General features: G+C 33.6%; 22 protein-coding genes and 1 riboswitch. Of the genes, 18 read left to right on the top strand and 4 right to left on the bottom strand.

Annotation, left to right across the window (positions count from 1 at the left end):
• Window positions 1–36: 36 nt before the first annotated feature.
• The 6 genes from QQZ16_RS05605 (at window position 37) to QQZ16_RS05630 (ending at window position 7,397) form a co-directional block, all read left to right on the top strand.
• A complete protein-coding gene (locus QQZ16_RS05605; RefSeq protein ID WP_235249831.1) occupies window positions 37–753 on the top strand; it encodes a response regulator transcription factor in 717 nt (238 codons plus the stop codon).
• Entirely contained in the window at window positions 750–2,522 is a 1,773-nt protein-coding gene (locus QQZ16_RS05610; protein ID WP_235249839.1) for an ATP-binding protein, read from the top strand. Before QQZ16_RS05605 ends, QQZ16_RS05610 begins: the two co-directional genes overlap by 4 nt.
• A gap of 398 nt (window positions 2,523–2,920) precedes the next feature.
• Window positions 2,921–3,487 (top strand): RNA polymerase sigma factor SigX, encoded by a 567-nt coding sequence (gene sigX / locus QQZ16_RS05615; protein WP_268817824.1) that lies wholly within the window; start codon window positions 2,921–2,923, stop codon window positions 3,485–3,487.
• Window positions 3,465–4,640 carry a GerMN domain-containing protein gene (locus QQZ16_RS05620; protein WP_031537365.1) on the top strand — a complete coding sequence of 392 codons (1,176 nt, stop codon included), beginning with the start codon at window positions 3,465–3,467 and terminating at the stop codon, window positions 4,638–4,640. Before sigX ends, QQZ16_RS05620 begins: the two co-directional genes overlap by 23 nt.
• 834 nt (window positions 4,641–5,474) lie before the next feature.
• Complete coding sequence (locus QQZ16_RS05625; protein WP_081836626.1) at window positions 5,475–6,242, top strand: M23 family metallopeptidase; 768 nt, start codon at window positions 5,475–5,477, stop codon at window positions 6,240–6,242.
• 267 nt (window positions 6,243–6,509) lie between these two features.
• A riboswitch (FMN riboswitch) is annotated at window positions 6,510–6,645 on the top strand.
• A gap of 170 nt (window positions 6,646–6,815) precedes the next feature.
• Complete coding sequence (locus QQZ16_RS05630) at window positions 6,816–7,397, top strand: ECF transporter S component (protein WP_031537367.1); 582 nt, start codon at window positions 6,816–6,818, stop codon at window positions 7,395–7,397.
• A gap of 417 nt (window positions 7,398–7,814) precedes the next feature.
• On the opposite strand, the gene QQZ16_RS05635 is transcribed toward QQZ16_RS05630, so the two are convergent.
• Entirely contained in the window at window positions 7,815–8,063 is a 249-nt protein-coding gene (locus QQZ16_RS05635; RefSeq protein WP_031537368.1) for a ferredoxin, read from the bottom strand.
• Window positions 8,064–8,418: 355 nt separating this feature from the next.
• On the opposite strand from QQZ16_RS05635, the gene QQZ16_RS05640 reads away from it, so the two are divergent.
• From QQZ16_RS05640 to QQZ16_RS05660, 5 genes are all read left to right on the top strand, one after another.
• Window positions 8,419–9,423, top strand: a complete 1,005-nt coding sequence (locus tag QQZ16_RS05640; protein ID WP_284561177.1) for a helix-turn-helix domain-containing protein — start codon at window positions 8,419–8,421, stop codon at window positions 9,421–9,423.
• On the top strand, window positions 9,420–10,916 hold the full coding sequence (locus QQZ16_RS05645; protein WP_235249893.1) for a RecQ family ATP-dependent DNA helicase: 1,497 nt from the start codon (window positions 9,420–9,422) through the stop codon (window positions 10,914–10,916). Before QQZ16_RS05640 ends, QQZ16_RS05645 begins: the two co-directional genes overlap by 4 nt.
• Window positions 10,917–10,925: 9 nt before the next feature.
• Window positions 10,926–11,525 (top strand): CPBP family intramembrane glutamic endopeptidase, encoded by a 600-nt coding sequence (locus tag QQZ16_RS05650; protein ID WP_235249906.1) that lies wholly within the window; start codon window positions 10,926–10,928, stop codon window positions 11,523–11,525.
• 54 nt (window positions 11,526–11,579) lie between these two features.
• Complete coding sequence (locus QQZ16_RS05655) at window positions 11,580–12,296, top strand: LysM peptidoglycan-binding domain-containing protein (RefSeq protein ID WP_235249928.1); 717 nt, start codon at window positions 11,580–11,582, stop codon at window positions 12,294–12,296.
• 132 nt (window positions 12,297–12,428) lie between these two features.
• On the top strand, window positions 12,429–12,887 hold the full coding sequence (locus QQZ16_RS05660; RefSeq protein WP_031537375.1) for a DUF2663 family protein: 459 nt from the start codon (window positions 12,429–12,431) through the stop codon (window positions 12,885–12,887).
• Between the two features lie 85 nt (window positions 12,888–12,972).
• On the opposite strand, the gene QQZ16_RS05665 is transcribed toward QQZ16_RS05660, so the two are convergent.
• From QQZ16_RS05665 to QQZ16_RS05675, 3 genes are read right to left on the bottom strand one after another with little or no spacing between them, the layout of a single operon-like run.
• Window positions 12,973–13,542: a manganese catalase family protein gene (locus QQZ16_RS05665; RefSeq protein ID WP_031537377.1), complete on the bottom strand. Its 570-nt coding sequence runs from the start codon at window positions 13,540–13,542 to the stop codon at window positions 12,973–12,975.
• A gap of 46 nt (window positions 13,543–13,588) precedes the next feature.
• Window positions 13,589–13,849, bottom strand: a complete 261-nt coding sequence (locus QQZ16_RS05670; RefSeq protein ID WP_235249931.1) for a spore coat protein CotJB — start codon at window positions 13,847–13,849, stop codon at window positions 13,589–13,591.
• Between the two features lie 7 nt (window positions 13,850–13,856).
• The gene (locus QQZ16_RS05675) at window positions 13,857–14,078 is read right to left on the bottom strand and encodes a spore coat associated protein CotJA (RefSeq protein WP_031537380.1); all 222 of its coding nucleotides are present in this window, start codon (window positions 14,076–14,078) and stop codon (window positions 13,857–13,859) included.
• 251 nt (window positions 14,079–14,329) lie between these two features.
• Between QQZ16_RS05675 and QQZ16_RS05680 the strand changes: the two genes are divergently transcribed.
• The 7 genes from QQZ16_RS05680 to ypeB all read left to right on the top strand — a co-directional run bounded on the left by QQZ16_RS05680 (window position 14,330) and on the right by ypeB (window position 22,331).
• Window positions 14,330–15,124, top strand: a complete 795-nt coding sequence (locus QQZ16_RS05680; RefSeq protein ID WP_235249944.1) for a metallophosphoesterase — start codon at window positions 14,330–14,332, stop codon at window positions 15,122–15,124.
• 132 nt (window positions 15,125–15,256) lie between these two features.
• The gene (locus QQZ16_RS05685) at window positions 15,257–15,838 is read left to right on the top strand and encodes an adaptor protein MecA (protein ID WP_031538283.1); all 582 of its coding nucleotides are present in this window, start codon (window positions 15,257–15,259) and stop codon (window positions 15,836–15,838) included.
• Window positions 15,839–16,581: 743 nt separating this feature from the next.
• Complete coding sequence (locus QQZ16_RS05690) at window positions 16,582–17,859, top strand: Glu/Leu/Phe/Val family dehydrogenase (RefSeq protein ID WP_235249946.1); 1,278 nt, start codon at window positions 16,582–16,584, stop codon at window positions 17,857–17,859.
• A 176-nt stretch (window positions 17,860–18,035) separates the two neighbouring features.
• A complete protein-coding gene (locus QQZ16_RS05695; protein WP_235249959.1) occupies window positions 18,036–19,004 on the top strand; it encodes a YpdA family putative bacillithiol disulfide reductase in 969 nt (322 codons plus the stop codon).
• 39 nt (window positions 19,005–19,043) lie between these two features.
• Window positions 19,044–19,712 (top strand): glutamic-type intramembrane protease PrsW, encoded by a 669-nt coding sequence (gene prsW / locus QQZ16_RS05700; protein WP_235249986.1) that lies wholly within the window; start codon window positions 19,044–19,046, stop codon window positions 19,710–19,712.
• A 200-nt stretch (window positions 19,713–19,912) separates the two neighbouring features.
• Entirely contained in the window at window positions 19,913–20,971 is a 1,059-nt protein-coding gene (gene sleB / locus QQZ16_RS05705) for a spore cortex-lytic enzyme (protein WP_031538288.1), read from the top strand.
• Between the two features lie 13 nt (window positions 20,972–20,984).
• Window positions 20,985–22,331 carry a germination protein YpeB gene (gene ypeB / locus QQZ16_RS05710; RefSeq protein WP_235250009.1) on the top strand — a complete coding sequence of 449 codons (1,347 nt, stop codon included), beginning with the start codon at window positions 20,985–20,987 and terminating at the stop codon, window positions 22,329–22,331.
• Window positions 22,332–22,607: the final 276 nt, after the last annotated feature.

Consider the following 22,607-nt stretch of genomic DNA (forward strand, 5'->3'; position numbering starts at 1 on the left):
ATATCGTTTCGTGTATTTTGTTAGGAGGTATGAACGATGGAGAAGGAAATTAAAATCCTAGTGGTAGATGACGAAGAAAGAATTAGACGTCTTTTAAAAATGTACTTAGAAAGAGAAGAGTTTACTGTAGAGGAAGCGGAAGATGGAGTGAGCGCTCTTTCTAAGGCATTAAACACTGATTATGATGTTATCTTACTCGATCTGATGATGCCTGGAAAAGATGGTATGGAGGTATGCAAGGAGTTAAGAGAGAAAAAAACTACTCCTGTTATCATGCTTACTGCTAAAGGGGAAGAAGTAAATAGAGTTCAAGGATTTGAAGTTGGTACAGATGATTATATTGTAAAGCCATTTAGTCCTAGAGAGGTAGTTTTAAGAGTAAAAGCACTCTTGAGACGTTCAACCACCACTACATTTGAACAAAGTGACAGCTCATCAAAGGACGTCATCATATTTCCAGCATTAACCATTGATCATGATGCACATCGTGTATTAGCTAGCGGTAAAGAAGTAAGCTTAACTCCAAAGGAATATGAACTATTATATTTCCTAGCTAAGTCTCCAGATAAGGTATTTGATCGAGAATTACTATTAAAAGAAGTATGGCATTACGAATTTTTTGGTGATTTAAGAACAGTCGATACACATGTTAAAAGATTAAGAGAAAAGCTTAATCGCGTTTCGGAAGAGGCAGCTAGCATGATTGTTACTGTTTGGGGAGTAGGCTATAAGTTTGAGGTTAACAATGGATGAAGTTTTGGCGAAGCGTAGTATTTAAGCTTTGGATAACCTTTTTATTGCTGGTTTCCGTTGTTTTAACGATTCTTACAATCATGCTACTGGAGTATTTTGAGCAATATTATACAGAGCAAACGGAAACTGAATTAACCAATACAGCAACTAAAATATCAGAAATAATGAAAGAACACAATAATCAGACTGGATTAGAAATTGTAGGGGAACTTTTAGATCATTCGACTGGAGCATTCATCATTTCTTCTCCTGACCAAATTTATTATTATCCAGAGAGTCGTCTACAGGAACTCTCCGTTTCTTACATTGAAGAAAATGAAGCATTAAAAAACGTGGCATCAAGTAATGAGCCAACCGTTGTGATGACAAGATGGAAGAATAAGGATGATACACCTGAGCAGGTAGCAATCGTAGGTTCTCCCCTACATGTTAATGGGAATGATGGGGCTGTTTTTATTTATCAGTCTTTACAATCGATGAATGAATCTAAGCAGTCAACAGCTAAATTTATCGTATTAGCTGCTGTTATTGCCATTATTTTAACGACGATATTTGCGTTTTTCTTATTAACAAGAATTACTGCGCCTTTAAGAAAGATGAGAGAAGCTGCCTTTGAAGTATCTCAAGGGAATTTTTCGACAAAGGTACCTATAATGGCGCAAGATGAAATCGGTGAACTTTCGATTGCGTTCAATGAAATGGCAAGAAGATTACATTTTAATATGAACGCCTTAAGCCAAGAAAAAGAACAGTTGGATAATATTTTAAGTGGAATGGCAGATGGGGTACTAACACTTAATCGAAATGGGAGCTTGCTCCTTACCAATCCACCAGCAGAAAAATTCTTGCAACACTGGTATTATGAAAAAGGCGAATTAAGTGATATGCATGCGCAAATTCCTAATGAACTGAAGAAATTATTTCAGCTTGCCGTCCATACTGGTAACGAACAAATAGATGAAATCACTTTACAAGGCAGAAACTGGGTTATGATTGTTAGTCCCCTTTATAATAAAAAGGATATTAGGGGAGCAATTGTGGTTATTCGCGATATGACAGAGGAACGGAAATTAGATAAGTTGCGGATTGATTTTATTGCGAATATTTCTCATGAACTTAGAACTCCGATAAGTATGTTACAAGGATATAGTGAAGCAATTGTAGATAATATTGCTGAATCAGAGGAAGAAAAGAGAGAAATGGCACGGATAATCTACGATGAGTCATTAAGAATGGGGCGCTTAGTAAATGAATTTCTAGATTTAGCCCGAATGGAAACTGGCTACTTAGAACTAAGAAAAGAACAAGTTGATTTAAATAGCTTTATAAACCGCGTTGCAAGAAAGTTTAAAACAATTGCGAAAGAGAAGGAAATAGTTTTTACTGTTTTTATTTCAGAAGATATTGGTGAATATGAGCTGGATCCAGATCGTATCGAGCAAGTTTTAACCAATATAATGGATAATAGTTTACGACATACGCCGAGTGAGGGTACTGTTTCTTTACGTGCTCGTTCTGATGATTACGGAGTATATATAGAAGTGGAGGATACAGGGGCAGGTATTCCTGAGGAAGATTTGCCATATGTTTTTGAACGTTTTTATAAAGCAGATAAAGCAAGAACAAGAGGGAATGCAGGGACTGGCCTAGGATTAGCTATTGTAAAAAATATCATTGACGCCCATGGTGGCGATATTTCTGTTTACAGTAAATATGGTCGAGGGACGACATTTTTTATCTTTTTACCTCGAAATAAAGAAGAAAATTAGAGAAAGTGCCGATTCTTCTTGATTCATGAGAAACAATTTAACATAATAGAACATATGGGGGTGTCATGGAAGGATTTTGACCCTACAAGCTATTTTTCCATTTTGTATGTAGGAATGTTACTACATGCAAGTATAACTTGTAAGGGTAAACTTTTCTTGACCCCCTTTTATTATATTTATTCCACTATTAAACTTCTGTAAGACGGAACGCTTGCTAAGTAATTTCATGAAAAATAGGCGGGAGATCAACTGTATGTGAGTGCTCAAAATGTTTCAACTATCAGTATGGGATGAAGAAAAAGTACTGATGATAGTTGCACATTATAAGGAATAAGTAAAAGAAACTAGAATTAATTATAAAATACTGAAACTAATGACACTAAATTACGACTAATATATTGAACGGGGGAGGGGAAAAGATGAACTCCGTTTTTGATGAAATCTATACTAAGTATCATCATGACGTTTTTCAATTTTTATTTTATATGGTAAATCACAAGGAGACGGCAGAAGATTTAGTACAAGAAGTTTATATTCGTGTTCTAAATTCCTATCATCGCTTTGAGGGTAAGAGTACGGAGAAAACCTGGTTATTTAGTATTGCTAGAAATGTTGCCATCGACCATTTTCGTAAACAAAAGAATTGGAAAGAGCGTATTATTGATAAGTTTGACTGGTCCAAACAGCAAATAAAAGCAGATGGATTTCTTCCAGAAGAAATTACCATGCAATCGGAAGAAATGAAGAGTGTTTACAATGCGTTACAATATTGTACAGTAGACCAGAAAATGGTTATTGTGTTTCGATATATTCAAGAACTTTCCATATCAGAGACAGCGAAAACACTTGGATGGACAGAAAGTAAAGTGAAAACAACACAGCACAGAGCATTAAAGGCACTACGGACCTTTTTAGAGGAAAACGGGGGGAAGGAGGATTCTTATGCCGAAACAAAAGTGGAATGATGAAAAAATCAAGCAAACCCTTAAGCAATTGCCATCTATTAAAGATGAACGGAGCCCGGAATTTATTTATCATACTATCCAAATGAGAAAGAAATCTGTTCACAAAACAAGAGTATTCATGCCAATATTGGCGACAGTATGCACAATGATGATTCTATTTATTATTAGTCAAAGTTTTTTGGACAGCAATGAATCATTGGAGAGCGAAAGTAAAGTTGCTGATAATTCTGCTTTAATGAAAAATAGTGTGTCCGAAAAGGTAGAAGAAAATGAAATACAAAATTCTGAAATTACGGATCGGCAAACGAAAATGGCCTCACCGGCTCTTACAAAAGTTGCTATATATCATGAAGACGTAGGTGATTCTGAGGTAATAACCTATCCAATTCCTGATCAAAATATCCAAGTGATTGTTCCTGTTAGCATTTTAGTTGAAAATCCGAATCATTTATCTAGGTTTGATTTATATGTTCAAAATATAGATAAAATGATTGGTGTTAATAAACAGTTAAGTGACTATTTTCCAATTAGTCCAGAGCTGTTTACTTATCATTTAAGTAATAATACCATCGAAGTAGACACGAAACAAAAATTGACGAACATTGGTTCACATTCTGAGGACTTTTTTAATACACTAATTCAGCAGCAATTGCAGACAATTGGTGCAAAGAAAATGATGTTTTATACAGACGGAAAACTAGGAGTTGAGCTCGGTAATCGAAAAGAAACGACTATTGAATATAGTCCGCTGGAAAAACGTGCTTACTTCCTTTTGCAAGATGAATCAACAGAGAAACCATTATATGTACCTTGGGAAAAACCTTATGATACAATTGAAAATGCTTTTGATGCAATGGAAGATGATATGGAAACACATGGATTAACAGCATCAATCCCTGATACAATTGATATTGATAAGGTTTCAAAGGACGAAGGGAAAAGGCAGTTAATTGTCCATTTGTCAAATGAAAGTAAAATGGAAGAGGATCAGAAGACGTTATATGCAATCGAATCTATCCTTTTAACTGCAAAGGACTTTAAATACTCAACAGTTAAGTTTGAGAATACGAAAGTTGAAGCAGTTGGTGAATTTCAATTAACGAAAGAATTAGCTGTTCCAGTTGCTGCAAATAGAGTGGATATAAAAGAATAAAGGGAAAGAGGCTGGGACAAAACTAAATAATTAATCTTTAAAGACGAACAATCTTTAATTTAGCTCTTAAATAAAGCTACTTTCTCATGAGGGTTATCTATGTTTTTAAATATAGTTAAGTGTAAAAACTAAGTCGTTCCATTGCGCTACAGACGCACGATGCGCCGGGGAGGAAGCTGAGCCTCCTCGCATTCGCTGCGGGGTCTCAGCCTTTCCTCTTTTTCCCGCAGGAGTCGAGCGTCCTCCGCTCCATTACACTTCGTTTTTAAATCTTTTTCTAAAAAAACAAACACGAACTATAATGTAATTTAATTACATTATAGTTCGTGTTTGTTTTTGATTGAAATGCTTATGTCCCAGCCTCTTTTTATGTTCTAATTAAATAAAATAGTGCTTCCCCATGAAATTAATAAAGGAAGCTATTTTGAGAAAATATATTCATCCTTTTATCAAAGCTTGGAACAAAATAGGATAAAAAAAGAATAAATGAATAAAATAATTTTTGTTGCCTTTTTAAACAACTATAAGTGACAGAAGGGAAAGATTTTACAGCTGCCTATTCTATAGTTCTAACAATTAACATGTACTCATAAGTTGAAAGAGTAGAAACAGTAGGGACTGTTAGTTAAAAGAAAGAATTGCTAATACATTTTAATAGGAGCAAACAGATACAATGCATGTTTAGTAAAAAAATTGATTTTATTGTATATCTGTATATGAAGAGTAGGAATCTATGTAAATGTCAATTGCAATAGGTGAATTTTAAATGGACCTCTTCATGCAAATTTTCCATACAAGACTGTCTTTTGATACGAAAGGAAAAGGAGGATACTAATGGGAGACTATATTCGGCGAATACTTATAGCCGCTATTATGCTATTATTTATAAGTTTACTGTTTTTAGGGGGCAAGCATTCACAAGCAAAAGCATTTTCCCTCGCTGACCGCACAAAAGCATGGACTTGGCCAAGTGAAGGAATAATAACGGATACCTTTAATACAAGAAATGGGACACATAAAGGAATAGATATTGCAGGAGATCTTGGAGACAAAGTGTATGTGGTAGATGAAGGGGTCGTAACAAAATCCTATTATTCTCAATCCTATGGCAATGTTATTTTTGTTAAACATGAAAATGACTTAGAAACGGTCTATGCTCATCTAAATAAACTGCTTGTAAAGGAAAAACAATTGGTAAAAAAAGGGGAATTGATTGGTGAAATGGGGAATACAGGATATTCCTCTGGTGTACATTTACATTTTGAAATACATAATAAAGAGTGGACCATTACAAAAGAAAATGCAATAAATCCAATTTTAGTATTAGGAAATGTACAAGTAGGTCAGACTGTAAAAATAGCTGTGCAAGAAGAGGTAGAGGATGTAGTAACAGAACCCATTCACTCTCCTAAAAAAAATTTGCTTCTAGAGGAAGAAAAAAAGTTGGAAGAAGAGTATATAAAGAGAAGCATGCAGAAAATGGAGCTGGAATTGGAGAAAGAAGATGACTCAGAATATACAACGATACCATATAAGAAGGCAAGTATATATCTAAAAAGCAGTGAGTATCTTATAGAAGATAAAAATGAGGAATTTACTTAGAATGTATAGGAATAGGTAAAGTGAGTTAGTTTCTTTCATGAGAGGAATCAACCGAATCCTTTTATTAAAAAAGGCTAACGGCAAAAAGCGTTCACAAGATACTATCCCGAAGTTAAAGAATAATAGTATTTTGTGAACTCTTTTTGAGTGAAAATAAGTCTTTTATATGTGAAATTGTGAACAATAAATGAAGTTCTAAGCAAACTTCTTCACAAATATTGTTTGTTTCATGTATAATAACAATTGTAAAACAACAAATTAATATTGGTCTATCTTCGGGGCAGGGTGAAATTCCCGACCGACGGTGATGAGTCTTGCACTCAAAGTCCGTGACCCTACTTCGGTAGGTTGATTTGGTGAAATTCCAAAACCGACAGTAAAGTCTGGATGGGAGAAGATGGAGGTTCTGCAATCGTTCAAAATAGCTTTTTAGAACGTTTATTAAGAATGCAACCTTTAAACTACTCCCTCAAGTATATCTTTAGCTTGAGGGTTTTTATTTGCAGTATTCTTAATAAATTGCTGAATCTTTCTTCTTAGGTAGATGGATCCTAAAAAGAAGGAGAGAAGAAAATGAAGAAAAAAATGAATGTAAGAAAGTATGTTTTGATTGGGATGATGAGTAGTTTAGCTTATGTGTTAATGATGCTTAAATTTCCAATTCCACCATTTCCAAGCTACTTAAAAGTTGACTTTAGTGATATTCCAGCTTTAGTTGCAGCACTTATTTTAGGACCTGTAGCAGGAATATTAGTTGAATTGATAAAAAATATATTGGATTATTTAATAACAGGAAGTGAAACAGGAATTCCAGTTGGTCATTTTGCTAATTTTATCGCTGGAATCTCATTTATACTGCCAACCTATTTTATTTATAATAAAATTAAGTCAAAAAAAGGGATGGCTATCGGTTTAACATTAAGTATTTTAATCATGACTGCTTTATTAAGTCTATTTAATTACTTTATCATGCTACCTTTCTATAATGCGTTAATGAAAATTCCGAATGATACTACTATATTAAGACAAACAATTATTTCCGCAATTATTCCATTCAATTTATTAAAAGGGATAATTATTTCAATAATATTTACGTTAGTATTTTCAAAAATGGGTGTATGGATTAATAAACAAATTCCATCACGAAATGTTTAATCTTAAGGGACAGGGAAAAAAGCATGTCAGCTAGCGATAAACACGAATGGTTATGCGGTAATATACGTATAACCATTCGTGTTTTAAGTTTTATCAAGAAGGTTTCAAAACAGTCTGTTGCTATTACTCGCAGTTTGAATACACTGCGCTTTCCGTGGGGCTGCACGAAAAGTATAGTTTCTCCCAATTAAATATGGGGTGATTTATTTGAAAAAGAATGAAATACCCAAATTTAAAAGTCGGCCACCAACAATTATGGTTAAATTGCAGTTTTTCAGTGCCCTCTTTTCGCCTAGTAGGTCACCTTTTTTTCGCTAATCCTATAGGGAGTATCATCTCTTACACTTTATACGGCTTAATAAATAAAAAGCAGAAAGGATACATAATTCCTTTCTGCTTTGTTTATGATAAAGAAAACTATTCGAATTTTAGTGGATCTCCATCAAAAGATTCATCCGCAACTTTGATAGAATCAGTCGGACAACCTTCAAAAGCATCTAACATATCATCAAGTAATACCTCAGGGACTTCAACTGTTCCTTCATTATCATCTAACATAACGAATGCAATACCTTCGTCATCGTAATCATAAATATCAGGCGCCGCAGCTCCGCAAGCTCCACATGCAATACATGTGTCTTTATCAACAATTGTATATTTTGCCATGAGTAAAAAAACCTCCAGTGTTATTCATACGGAGTATATACATGACTAGCATACTCCTTACTATTATCTTATTGTAAGACTGAATCTTTAACTTTTCAATAAAAAAGAGACAGAAAAAGTAGAAAGTCAGAATAACTTTTCTTAAAATAGTCAAAAATTCAAGCAGTTTTTAGAAAGATTAATGCTCGCTTCACTAAAAATATTAGATGTTGGGAGATCAAAGTTCACTTAATAATTGAATTCATGTTAAAATAAAAGAAATATTACAAACAAATTTCAACAAAATTTGTCGAATATAGAGGAAGATGAATGTATGTCCTTTTTGAAAATAATTATTCTTAACTGTTTATATAAAATGAATGGAGAAAGGACCATATACTCCATCCTTCATATATTAAATGGCAAAAAATCATCCCAAACAATCCAAGATATTCATATCTTTCAGTTAACCTCCTTATATCAGTCCTTTCCTATGTTATCAAGAGAGCAATTAGAGGAAGTTATTCAAACATTATATAAGGAAAAATGGCTTGTACAGTCTTTAGATAATCATTATTTTATTAATGATACTAGAAAGGGAGAGTTGGAGAATTTGTTAAAGGATAATCCACTTCCAAATTATTTAAATGGTTGGAAATTTCATGCCATTACAGAGCCTTTTTGGCAGAGATTGTCTTTATTTATACAAGTTGCTTCCCATTTGTCTGGAAACAGTATTCGATATATACCAGTACAAAGAAATCCTGTGACCCAATTATGGCTGAAAGAGACTCTCCATTCAATAGCTATAGATAGAAGTAACATTAATAAGTACCTTTATAAAGATTTAGTAAAATGTCTTGAGGAGATTGAAATAAATCCAGCAATCCTGATTAACAGATTAACAGGTTTAAAAAAAATAGGTCTTACGTCAGATCAAGCTGCATTAGAAATGAAAATGGATCCCTCCTTATATCAGTTATCTTTTCTTGCTATTCTTCATTTTATGATAGAAAGAATCCTTTCTAATAAGGAGGACTATTCCTTATTATGTTATATGATTGAAGATAATAAAAAAAATTATACGTTAACGGCTTCAACAGCAAAAACATATGATCTTATTCAAAAAGGCCATAATATAGAGGAAATTGTTCATTTAAGAAATTTAAAACAAAGTACAATTGAAGACCATATTATTGAAGTATTATTAAATGTTCCTACATTTCCAGTTCATAGTCTGGTGAGCGAGGAAAAAATGACGAGAATTAAAGATAGCATCGAGCAATCATCGTCTAAATCATTAAAGGTAATAAAGCAACAATTACCAGATGTCTCTTATTTTGAGATACGTGTGGTGATGGCAAGGTATGGTGATTCATGATGAAATTAGAAGACAAACTAAAAGAGTACTTTCAATTAACCCAATTTCGTGGAGGACAGAAAGAAACGATTGCGTCGGTTCTTAATCATAGAGATACGCTGGCGATGCTGCCAACTGGAACAGGAAAGTCGTTATGTTATCAGTTTGCCGGAATCCTTCTCGAAGGTACCGTCATCATAATATCTCCACTTTTATCTTTAATGCAGGATCAAGTAGAACAAATGAAGATGAAAGGGGAAAAAAGAGTAGTTGCTTTAAATTCCTTTCTAACACCAGGAGAAAAGAAACGGGTACTTAAACGAATTAACCAATACAAGTATATTTTTATTTCCCCAGAAATGATTTCTATGACTCATATCCTTGAAATTTTTCAACGAATGAAGATTTGCTTATTTGTAATTGATGAAGCACATTGTATTTCACAATGGGGATATGATTTTCGACCAGATTATCAAAAATTAGGGAAAATTCGACAAAAATTGAATAATCCTTTGACATTAGCTTTGACAGCGACAGCTACAGAAGAAATTCGCAAGGATATTAAGAGGTCGTTAAATCTAGAAAATGTTGAGGAGATTATTTATTCTGTTGATCGACCTAATATTGCTATTAATATTGAAGAATTAGCACATACCCAAGAAAAAATGGAGAAGCTTCTTGCAAATATTCAAGCGCTTGATGGGCAGGGAATCGTCTATTTCTCTAGTAAAAAGTTGGCTGAACAGACTGTTGCTTTCTTAAAAGAAAGAGCTTCGAAACGAATAATGGCCTATCATGGAGGAATGTCCCAGGAAGACCGAATCCTCGTGCAACAACAATTTCAAGCTGGTCAGCTAGACGTTATTTGTGCTACAAGTGCATTTGGAATGGGGATTAATAAGGAAGACATCCGCTTTATTATCCACTTTCATATGCCTACACAATTAGAATCTTATCTTCAGGAAATTGGAAGAGCAGGAAGGGATGGGAACCAGAGTGTGTCGATGGTTCTTTATACACCAGGCGATGAATGGATTGCTTATCAGTTAATTGAATCGGAGTTGCCAGATGAGCTTCAGATTAATAAATGGAAAGCACTTTTAAGGAAATACCGAACATTTGATGATTGGATGAAAAATGAAAGTTATCAGTTACAAATGCTTTTTTCTGAAATACAGTGGCGAGTTTTGGAATCATATATTGAGCCAAAAAATAAATCAATGGAAGAATTGTGGCATTCTCTAGAATTATATTGTAAGTTCCGTGAAGAAAGAGTGAAAGTAAAAAAACAGAAAATACAAGAACTGATAGCTTGGTTACATTCTGAAACATGTAGAAGAAAGTATATTATGGAATATTTCGGAGAAAAGTACAAAAGCAAAAGAAAAGAAAAATGCTGTGACAGATGTGGATTGGAGTTATCTGATTTCTTTCAAAGTAAGAACAATAGACAGGATATGCCACAAGTTGATTGGAAAGAGCAGTTAGCTTTTATTTTAAATATAAAAAAGTAGGGTATGAAAATGAATAAAGCAAAATATATGGAGTTAATTAACCAATTGACAGATCGTGATCTATTGAAAAATGTATATATGACCCAAGTTATCCTATTAATTATAGCTTTCTTTCTACATATGATTATATTTAGATGGAATCCTCCAATTACCGAGTTATTTAAGTATGAATGGACAGATTTTATAATTGGAATCATTGCGGCACTTGTGGTTGTAATATTGGATATTTGGTTGATGAATCGGTTTACTACTCATTATCATGATGATAGTGGTGTGAACAAACGAATTTTTCAAGATAGACATCCTTTTCATATTGCGTTCATAGCATTAATAGTAGCATTTAGTGAAGAATTACTTTTTCGTGGTGTCATCCAGTCTAATTTAGGGCTAGTTCTAAGTTGTCTTCTTTTTGCTATTATGCATTATCGGTATTTATTCAATCCTTTTTTATTTGCTAATGTTGTATTAGTAAGTATTGTTATTGGAGTCTTATATGAAGTGACAGGAAATCTTTGGGTTACAGTGATTATGCATTTTCTTATTGATTTCCTGCTCGGTTGTATTATTCGGTTTAATTTGTATCAAAAGGAAATTTGCGTATCAAAGTGAATGTTCGGTGGAGGAAAAGCTCACTTATTGGGGAATTGTTAGGATGGGATGTAAATGAAAAAAGAAGATCCATATAGGGTTCAAGCTGAATTACAGAAACAACGTTTAAAAAAGGTGACAAAGGAAGAGGAAAAATCCGAGGAACGAGCGGAAGAATCTTCATTGCCTTCAAGAAGCGCTGTTCATAAAAATAAAAAGAAAAAATTTAAAGTTCCAATAATTAGTTTATTAGCATTTATATTTGTGCTCTTGCCAGTTGTCTTATTATTAATAAATAGTTTATTAAATGGAAAAGATTTTTCTAATCTTTTATCAACAGAAAATACTCCTGGTTTATTTGAAAATGTAAATATACAAAAAGAAAATCCATCCAATAATAAATCAAATCAGGACAAAACGGAAGAAGGAGAACAAGAAGAATTAGTGATAGATAGTAATACAACCGAAACAGAAGAAGAGGAAGATGTACCTACAGATAATTCAAAAGAAAAAACGGTAGAAGAAGAGGATAAAGCAACAAAGGAAACGACTGAATCGGAACAAACAAGTGAGAATCCGCCAAAAAATGAAGAAACGGAAGAGGTCATGGAGCAAGCAAATGCAAATGAGAAGATAGTATATCATACTGTCGAAAAAGGAGAAAATTTATATCGAATCGCTTTAAAATATTTCCCTAATGGGGATGGAATCGAAAAAATAAAATCCGCTAATAATATGACAAATGACCAAGTTCAGTTAGGACAAACGTTAAAAATTGTACTTGAACAATAATTAATTAATTCTAACTTGTCCACTAACTACATATATATTTATAAAGCGATTGATAAGTTATGTTGCTTACACATGAGGTCTATGTGAAGAACAGATACTTTAAAATTGTGCTATTTAAAGGAGGGAGCTACTTTGGAAAGTCCAATCTTCCCTGAAGACTATGTGTTAGATGGAACAACTAAAAAAGTTATCCTAAAAATAATCGAGAAAAAGAAAAAATTTGATCTGTTAAAAAGACGTCACATACTCATTATGTGGTGTACTATCTTTACGACCTTTTGTTATTTTCTTTGGCTTTATAAGCAAATTGCTATACCCTATTCCCATTCATTTGCTGTTATGTTTTCCGTGTATGTGGAAGAAAGCATTAATCTTTATATTCTTCTGTTTATAATCGGAGTATTTGGATATATGAATGTATTGAGACAAAAGAGGGATAAAGCAGAAAAAGAGTTCCATGACTTGCGTTGCGAGTTTATTGATAAAAGTAAAGATTTATTTGGGAATAGTGAAACGTGGAACAGACGACATGAAATGTATAATAAATTAAAAGATTTCTACGACATAAATTTATTTCATCAAGCAAAGTAAAAAGGTGTAAGATATGAAGAGGGCTATAAAGAACAAAAGATACCTACGAGGGAGGTATCTTTTTGAATATAAACAGAAAATAACCTTAAAAAATCTTTTTCTGCTGCCGATCATCTTTAATAATTTCTACTGCCTCTCTAAAACGCTGGGAATGTACGATTTCTCTTTGTCTAAGAAAACGGAGGCTATCATTTAAATCTGGGTCATCACTCATATTGATGATCCATTGGTATGTGGCCCTAGCCTTTTCCTCTGCAGCTATATCTTCATATAGATCAGCAATTGGATCTCCCTTTGCCTGTATATAGGTTGCTGTCCAAGGATTGCCTGCAGCATCATGGTAAAATAAGGCGTGGTCATGATTAACATAGTGATCACCAAGACCTGCAGCCTTCAGTTGATCTGGAGTAGCATCTTTCGTTAATTTATATATCATCGTAGCAATCATTTCTAAATGAGCAAATTCTTCTGTTCCTATGTCTGTTAATAATCCAATAACACGATCAGGGATGGAATATCTCTGATTTAAGTATCTTAATGCAGCTGCAAGTTCACCATCTGCACCTCCATATTGTTCAATTAAAAATTTTGCAAGCATTGGATTGCAGGTACTCACTTTAACGGGGTATTGTAACTTTTTCTCATATAACCACATAATATTCTATTCTCCTTTATCGCAAAATTAAATATTTGAAGTATGTTTACACTTGCCAAGGCCAAGGGGGTGAATCCCAATCCCATGGTGAACCAGATGGGCTATTTCCAAATTGCAATAAAGGTCCATATTTGCTTTCATATAACTTTTTGAATTTTTCTCGTTCTTTTACATAATGGTTAAATTGATTAATAGCATCTTGATCATGATGATGGGTATCTAAGTATAGGGTTAGTTCGACTAGTACAAAGTCGACGGCTTGGAGTTGTTCTAATAATTGATAATATTCAGGTGGAAGCTGCTTCATAATTTTTTCACTCCCTTATTTTTTTCTCATATGGACTGTAGTAAGGGTCGTAAAGAGCTTTCCATAGAGTGCCTGCTTTTAAAGCTTCCATTGGACTAAACTGAGGAAGGTGTGGTGGCTGAAAACCAAGAAATAAATTGGGCGGCGTTGAGTACACTTTTGTTTTTATCGGTGGACAGGGATCAAACTGACTGATAAAAGGATGATATTCTCTGTAAAATGAAGGCATAATAATTTCCCTCCTTTATAATTGGTATACTTTACATCTTATGTCTAGAAATTAATTTATATGCTTTCTTTTATAGAAGCTCAACTTTTCCTTCTTGCTTTTTTTACAAGTGAAATCTAAAAAATAGGAATATTTTGTTTCCATTTAGCTAATCGAAATAAAAGGAAATGGTATTCTTAAAATTAGTAAAACAAGCTGAAATTGTATTAAAATAAAGGAATCAGCATAAAGGGTAATACGGGGAGGTTTTTATGGTATTTTTATTGGGCGGCTTTATTTTGCTTGTAATTTTTTGTATTGCATTCCTTATCTATATGAAAAATATCGCGAATGAGAATAATGTGAAATATGAGCTATTCTACTTTCCTAACTTTCCTTCATCGATCCATGAAATAACGCTATTTTTTATTTCGGATATACACCGAAGAACCATTGACGATACTATAATCAATGAGGTGATTGATGTAGCAGAGCTGGTAATAATAGGTGGAGACCTTTTAGAAAAGGGGGTAAACTTGGAGCAAACCAGGGAAAATTTACGCAAGCTGAAACAAATTGGACCCGTTTATTTTGTCTGGGGAAATAATGATTATGAAATAGATCGGGATGCATTAGAGAGTTTGTTGAATGAAGAAGACATCGTTTTGTTGGATAATAAAGCAGTATCTTTTATGTCATCAAATGGAGAAGGCTGGTCTTTAATTGGAATAGAAGATTATTCGTTAGAGTATGATGATTTAGAAACGGCACTTCAACAGGTAGAGAACAATAGCTTTAAAATATTAATTAGTCATAATCCAAAAATAATCGAAGAATTAGATGAAGAAAATCAAATTTCTTTAGTATTAAGTGGTCACACTCATGGTGGCCAAATTCGGATATTTGGTTTTGGACCATATGAATTAGGTGGAACAAAGCTAATCGGAAAGACTACTTTGTTTGTTAGTAATGGATACGGCACAACAAGTATTCCTTTAAGATTAGGGGCAAAGCCAGAAACACATATTATTAGAATTCAACACAAACAGAATGAGGAAGAAATATAATTTTTTAAGCCAACAGTTTGAATAGTTGGCTTTTTCATTTTAAATAATCTCACTTAATAATATTACTCACCGATTACTCCTTCTTTTCATAAACTGCATTAAGAGTTTTTTCAAGGAGCAGGAGGCGTAGTCATGCGTTTGGAGAGATTAAATAGTAATAGAATTAAAATCCATCTGACCACCGATGATCTGTATGAACGTGGATTGACCAAGGAAGATATATGGAAAGACTCGATAAAGTGGCAGTATTTTTTTCATGAAATGCTTGAAGAAGCAAATGATTTATTTGATATGGAGATACATGGATCAGTAGCTGTTGAAATATTTTCAATGAAAGCTCAAGGTATGGTAATGATTTTAACCATAACAGAAAATGAATTGGATACAGAAGAAATCTTATCAGAAGGTTTTTTAGAGATGCAAGTAACTGTAGAAGAAACAGTGGATATATTATATGAATTCATAGATATAGAGGATGTTATTGATGCAGGGAAACAATTAGTGCAAAATAATTTTACTGGCGGTTCATTATATAATCTAAATGAAATATATTATTTATGCTTTACAGATATTTCTTCGTACAAAGAAGAACAAATGATTGCTATTCTAAGTGAGTATGGGGAAAGTAGTTTAAAGAGTATATACATTATTGAAGAATATGGAAATACGATAATAAGCGATAATGCTATTGAGACGCTAGTACAGTATTTCTAATTTGTTAGAAATACTAAAGCAGCCTGTATACGTAGAATCATACGAGGATGGGCGGTTAGACAGGTGACACCCGTTTGAAGATATGTGTATTCAGGCTGTGGCTAATAGCAACCAACATATACGAAAATTCCTTTACATATAAATGAGATAGAATGATTTTCCTTTTTATTCTTATGTTTTTTAGAATAAAGTTGCTTTAAAAGCAAATAAAATCATCTATCTTTTTTTGTGATTTTAGAAAATATTCTACATAAAAATTTACAAGTTGATGATTGGTAAAACCTGTTGAAAGTGTTAAAATGAAATGGGGATATCCTTCCCATCATTTTTGTTTGGCCTCAAGTAATTTTATCGAGTAAAGAAATTAGTTTATAGACAAATGAATTAATGATAATTAAATGAGGGTGGGGTAGGACAAAGAATCGTTTAATTGAATATACTGATAGTAGTAGAATATGAAATAAAAAACAGTTATCCACAGTAAAAAATGGATTTATTGATGGAGAATATGCCTGAAGCTGGCAAAATCAGATAGCTTATGTGTTAGTTGATTCTGTATCAAGTTTTCTGACGAATTTTCTTGCATCTTGCAGGTAAAAGAGTATACTATGCTTTGAATTAGCAAATAAACAAGAAATAATAAAATCATTTATGTTTTCGATTCTATAAAAGAAGCTAAATAATTATTCTTATAAAGAAGAACTACAGTTTATAAACTGGTAGTTTTTTAGGAGGATTTATTAATGGTAGCCAACAAATCTAACGAGAAGAATCATGTAGAAGAGCAACACGATGTTTTGAAATCAACACAAACAATAATTCATAAAGCTTTAAACAAGCTTGGTTACTCAGATGAAGTGTATGAATTATTAAAAGAGCCGATTCGAATGATGACAGTTAAAATTCCTGTGAGAATGGATGATGGAACTGTAAAAATCTTCACAGGCTACCGCGCTCAGCATAATGACGCAGTTGGACCTACAAAGGGTGGTATTCGTTTTCATCCGAATGTTACAGAAACAGAAGTGAAAGCACTCTCCATTTGGATGAGTTTAAAATGTGGAATTGTGGACCTTCCTTACGGTGGAGGGAAAGGTGGAATTGTCTGTGATCCTCGTGATATGTCCTTTAGGGAATTGGAACGATTAAGCAGAGGTTATGTACGTGCAATTAGTCAAATTGTTGGTCCGACGAAAGATATTCCTGCTCCAGATGTTTTTACTAATTCACAGATTATGGCATGGATGATGGACGAGTATAGCCGAATTGATGAATTTAATTCACCTGGATTTATTACAGGGAAACCACTTGTATTAGGTGGATCACAAGGACGAGAGACTGCTACTGCTAAAGGTGTTACCATTTGTATTCGGGAGGCCGCAAAAAGAAGAGGCATATCTATTGAAGGTGCACGAGTTGTTGTACAAGGATTTGGAAATGCGGGCAGCTTTTTGGCTAAGTTTATGCATGATGCTGGTGCAAAAGTAATTGGTATTTCAGATGCATATGGAGCATTGCATGATCCAGAAGGTTTGGATATTGACTATTTATTAGATAGAAGAGATAGTTTTGGGACTGTTACTAATTTATTTAATAATACAATTTCAAATAAAGATTTACTGGAATTAGATTGTGATATTTTAGTTCCTGCAGCGATTGAAAACCAGATTACAGAACAAAATGCTCATAATATTAAAGCTAGTATTGTGGTGGAAGCGGCAAATGGACCTACAACATTGGAAGCTACCCGTATTTTAACGGAAAGAGGAATATTATTGGTTCCTGATGTATTAGCTTCAGCTGGAGGAGTTACTGTCTCTTATTTTGAATGGGTTCAAAATAATCAAGGGTACTACTGGACAGAAGAAGAAGTAGAAGAAAGATTAGAAAAAGTAATGAGCAAATCCTTTAAAAACATCTATGATACTGCCGAAATGCGTCGTGTAGATATGAGATTGGCAGCATATATGGTGGGGGTTAGAAAAATGGCGGAAGCATCTAGATTCCGCGGTTGGATATAAAATTGGCTAAATCTATTGCTCAATTTACAAAAATCTCCTATCCTTATAGGTAGGAGATTTTTTATTTTGGCACTTTTTAGGGTAAATTTCTTCCACATAGCGATTCCATATTCATTAATAGAAAAGGATTTCTTAAGGAAGTTTACCCTTATGGTAAAATGTTAGGAGTGAACGATTTGAAAAGAGAAGAGGCTATTATCATTGGTGCTGGTCCATGCGGTCTGGCAGCAGCAATCGCTTTAAAGAAAATAAATATAAATCCACTAATTATTGAAAAAGGAAATATTGTAAATGCCATCCATGGTTATCCTACTCATCAGACATTTTTCAGTACAAGTGAGAAGCTGGAAATAGGTGAAGTAGCTTTTATAACAGAACAATATAAGCCTAATAGAAATCAGGCGTTAGTATATTATCGAGAAGTAGCAAAAAGAAAAGAGCTTCGCATTAATGCATTCGAAGAAGTTCTGGAAGTTAATAAAACAGAAGAGCAATCATTTATTGTAAAAACGGAAAAAGCAACATATATTGCTCCCTATATTATCGTTGCAACTGGATATTATGATCATCCAAATTATATGAATGTTCCAGGAGAAGAGTTAGAAAAGGTAATGCATTATTTTAAAGAGGCACACCCTTATTTCAATCATAATGTAACGGTCATAGGCGGGAAAAACTCAAGCGTAGATGCAGCAATTGAATTAGTGAAAGCTGGCGCAAGAGTAACAGTTTTATACAGAGGCAGTGAATATTCTTCCAGTATCAAGCCATGGATTTTGCCCGAATTTGAATCGTTAGTGAGAAAAGGGATTATCAAAATGGAATTTGAAGCAAATGTCGTAGAAATTAAAGAAACGACACTTCTTTATGAAGTGAATGACCAAATTCATGAAATAAAAAATGATTTTGTGTTTGCGATGACTGGATATCATCCTGATCATGAATTTTTAAAAAAAATGGGTGTAGAAATCGAGAAAGAAACAGGGAGACCTATATTTGACCCAGAAACGATGGAAACGAATAGGAATGGAATATTTATTGCTGGGGTAATTGCGGCAGGAAATGATGCAAATGAAATCTTTATCGAAAATGGAAGATTTCACGGTGAGCAAATTGCCAAAGCGATCCTAGAAAAAAATAGATAGGTCCGAATACTCCTTAAACAGAGGAAAAGGGGAATTGACATGTTGGCGATTTTTTCAGCCGGAATAGCGCCTGGATTAGCATTATTAAGCTATTTTTATTTAAAAGATCAATATGGTTCAGAACCAATATCACTGGTCTTGCGGTCTTTTATTTCAGGCGCACTACTTGTTTTTCCAATCATGTTTATACAATATGTGTTACAAACAGAGAATGTTATTCCAGAAGGTATTTGGAGTGCACTGTTTACCACCAGCCTATTAGAAGAATTTTTTAAATGGTTTATTCTTTTTTATACAGCAGTTAAGCATGCTGATTTTGATGAACCTTATGATGGAATCGTGTATGGAGTTGCCGTTTCATTAGGATTTGCGACCATGGAAAATATTCTTTATCTAGTGGCAAACGGACTAGAATATGCTATTGGAAGAGCATTGCTCCCTGTTTCCAGTCATGCACTATTTGGAGTCATTATGGGCTATTATTTTGGTAAAGGAAAATTCATTGTGCCAAGAGGGAAATGGTTGGTATATTCTTTACTTGTTCCTTTTATCCTTCATGGTGTTTATGATTATATATTATCCTGGGAGAAAATTTGGCTGATTTTTATTACCCCATTTATGCTCTATTTATGGTGGCTAGGACTTCGAAAGGTAAAGAGTGCTCGAGAGTTAAGTAATGAACCTATACAAAAAATGACAGGAACATGAATGTATAAAGGAATAGAGGGGAAAATTTACCATTATGCGAAAAATGGTTTCTTAAACCTCTATGGAATAGGGATGAGTGGCAATATAAAAAGGCAACAAAGTAGAGTGAATAACTTCACTCTACTTTTTTTGTATAAAAAACCATTTGCTACAAAAAATACTGTTAATGTTATTAGTATTTAGTTATGGGGGTAATAAGCATGAATAAAAAGTTTTTACTCACAAAAATATCGGTCATCCTTTTTGTTTTGTTAGAACTACTAGCATTCCCTTTTCATGATCAAAAAGTGCATGCATTTTCTGAACAAGTTATACAGCATGGTGCTGTAGGGGATGATGTTATTGAATTACAGGCTAGACTGCAATACGTAGGCTATTATAATGGAAAGATTGATGGTGTTTTTGGTTGGCAAACATATTGGGCATTAAGAAACTTTCAGTATGAATTCGGATTGCCAATTGATGGTTTAGCTGGCACTAAGACGAAAGATAAGCTACTTCGTGCAACCAAATATAATGAACAGTTTGTAAAAGAACAAATTAACCGTGGAAAAAAGTTCTCCCATTATGGTGGAGTTGATTTAGAAAAGCAAAAGACTCCGTCTGCTAAGAAAGAGACAACGCAAAAGCAAACAAAAAAACCTAATACTAAAACGGAGAAAAAGCCAAGTAATAATACAGCTAAGAAGCAAAGTGATACACAGAAGAAAGCAAGTAATGGTGGCCAAGCAACCCCGAAAAATAATACTTCTGGAAACCAGAATGGTACGGGGACAAGTGCTGGTGAGGGAGGTACTGCAACAGAGAATAATAACACTCCAGCACCACAAAATACAACTAATACAAATGGTGGCGAAAATACTACAGGGAAAGAACCAACTGCAGCAAACGTACCAAGTGGATTTTCACAAAATGATATTCAATTAATGGCTAATGCAGTATATGGTGAAGCAAGAGGTGAGCCATATGTCGGCCAAGTAGCTGTTGCAGCAGTAATTCTAAACAGAGTTAATAGTGCTACATTTCCTAATACTGTTTCTGGTGTCATTTTTGAACCACGTGCGTTTACAGCGGTTGCTGACGGACAAATATGGCTAACTCCTAATGAAAGAGCAAAAGAAGCAGTATTAGATGCGATAAATGGATGGGATCCAACGGGTCATGCTTTGTATTATTTTAATCCGGATACAGCAACTAGTGCATGGATTTGGGGTCGACCACAAATTAAACAAATAGGTAAGCACATATTTTGTAAATAGTGGGGTGAGATGAATGTTAAGAGGAATATTAATAGGAGTATTAACACTTGGGATAGCAGGAGTAGCCTACTGGGGCTATCAAGAACACAAAGAGAAAAATGCAGTATTATTAAATGCAGAGAATAACTATCAAAGGGCTTTCCATGATTTAACGTATCAAGTAGATTTACTTCATGACCAAATTGGTACAACATTAGCAATGAATTCACAAGAATCTCTTTCTCCTGCATTGGCAGAAGTATGGAGAATTACATCTGAAGCACATTCAGATGTGGGACAGTTGCCATTAACATTGCTACCATTTAATAAAACAGAAGAATTCCTAGCAAACATTGGTGACTTTAGTTACCGTACTGCTGTAAGAGATTTAAATTCAGAACCATTATCTGATGATGAATATAAGAAATTAGATGAATTGTATAAAGAAGCAGCAGATATCCAAGATGAATTACGAAATGTTCAGCATCTAGTTCTGGAAAATAATCTCCGCTGGATGGATGTTGAAATGGCATTAGCCACAGATAAGCAGTTAGATAATACCATTATTGATGGTTTGAAAACCGTAGAAAATAAAGTGGAAGGTTATCAGGAAACAAGTTTTGGAGTAACAAATGTTAATATGGAAAAAAAGGACGAAAACTTCAAACATTTAAAAGGAAAGAAGATTTCTGAAAAAGAAGCAGAAAATATTGCAAAAGAATTTGCTGAATTTAAAAATCCTGTAGATGTGAAAGTCACTGAAAGTGGAGAAGGTTCAAATTATGGATTCTATAGTGTAACATTAAAGGAAAAAGGTACAGATATAGAAGCCAATATGGATATAACAAAACAAGGTGGATATCCAATATGGTCGATTGTTTCTCGGGATGTAAAAAAAGATAAAATTAGCCTTAATGAAGCGAATAATAATGCTGTGAAATTTTTAAAGGATCATAACTTTAAAAACTTAGCTTTATTTGAAAGTATGCAGTATGAAAACATTGGTGTGTTTAATTTTGTAACAGAAGTCGATGGAGTAAAAATATATCCAGATAGCATAAAAATGAAAGTTGCATTAGATAATGGAAATATCATTGGCTTTGCAGCAGAGGATTATTTAATAGCAAATACAGAAAGAGAAATAAAAGATCCGGTGATATCTAAACAAGATGCATTAAAGAAAATCAACAAACAGGTTAATATTATGGATGATGGATTAGCAATAATCCTTAATGATCTTAATGAAGAAGTGTTATGTTATGAATTTATTGGAACATTAGGAGAAGATACTTATCGGATTTATATTAACGCCGATAGTGGAACTGAAGAAAAAGTTGAAAAATTAAAGAATGCTGAACCAGTTTATGAAGAAGTAGTATAATAAAAATAAAAAAGCTGTCAACAGGCTCTAAAAAGGAGAAGGTTGACAGCTTTTTTTCTCTTATTCTTAAACTTCAGTAAGACGCTCCATAAGGTGGTATTGCCAAATATAATTTAATCATGCAATAATGATACATGAAAAGTAGGTATATAGTTCAGTGTATAGAGTATATTTATGAGTCCTAAGAACTATTTACGGATAGAAGTGCTACAATTAAATAAAAATAAAGTACATAATAAAGGTAGATAGAAGCCAAAAAAAGGAAAGTGTGAGATA

It is taken from the genome of Bacillus sp. T2.9-1, assembly GCF_950097965.1.
GTDB lineage: Bacteria > Bacillota > Bacilli > Bacillales > Cytobacillaceae > Niallia > Niallia hominis.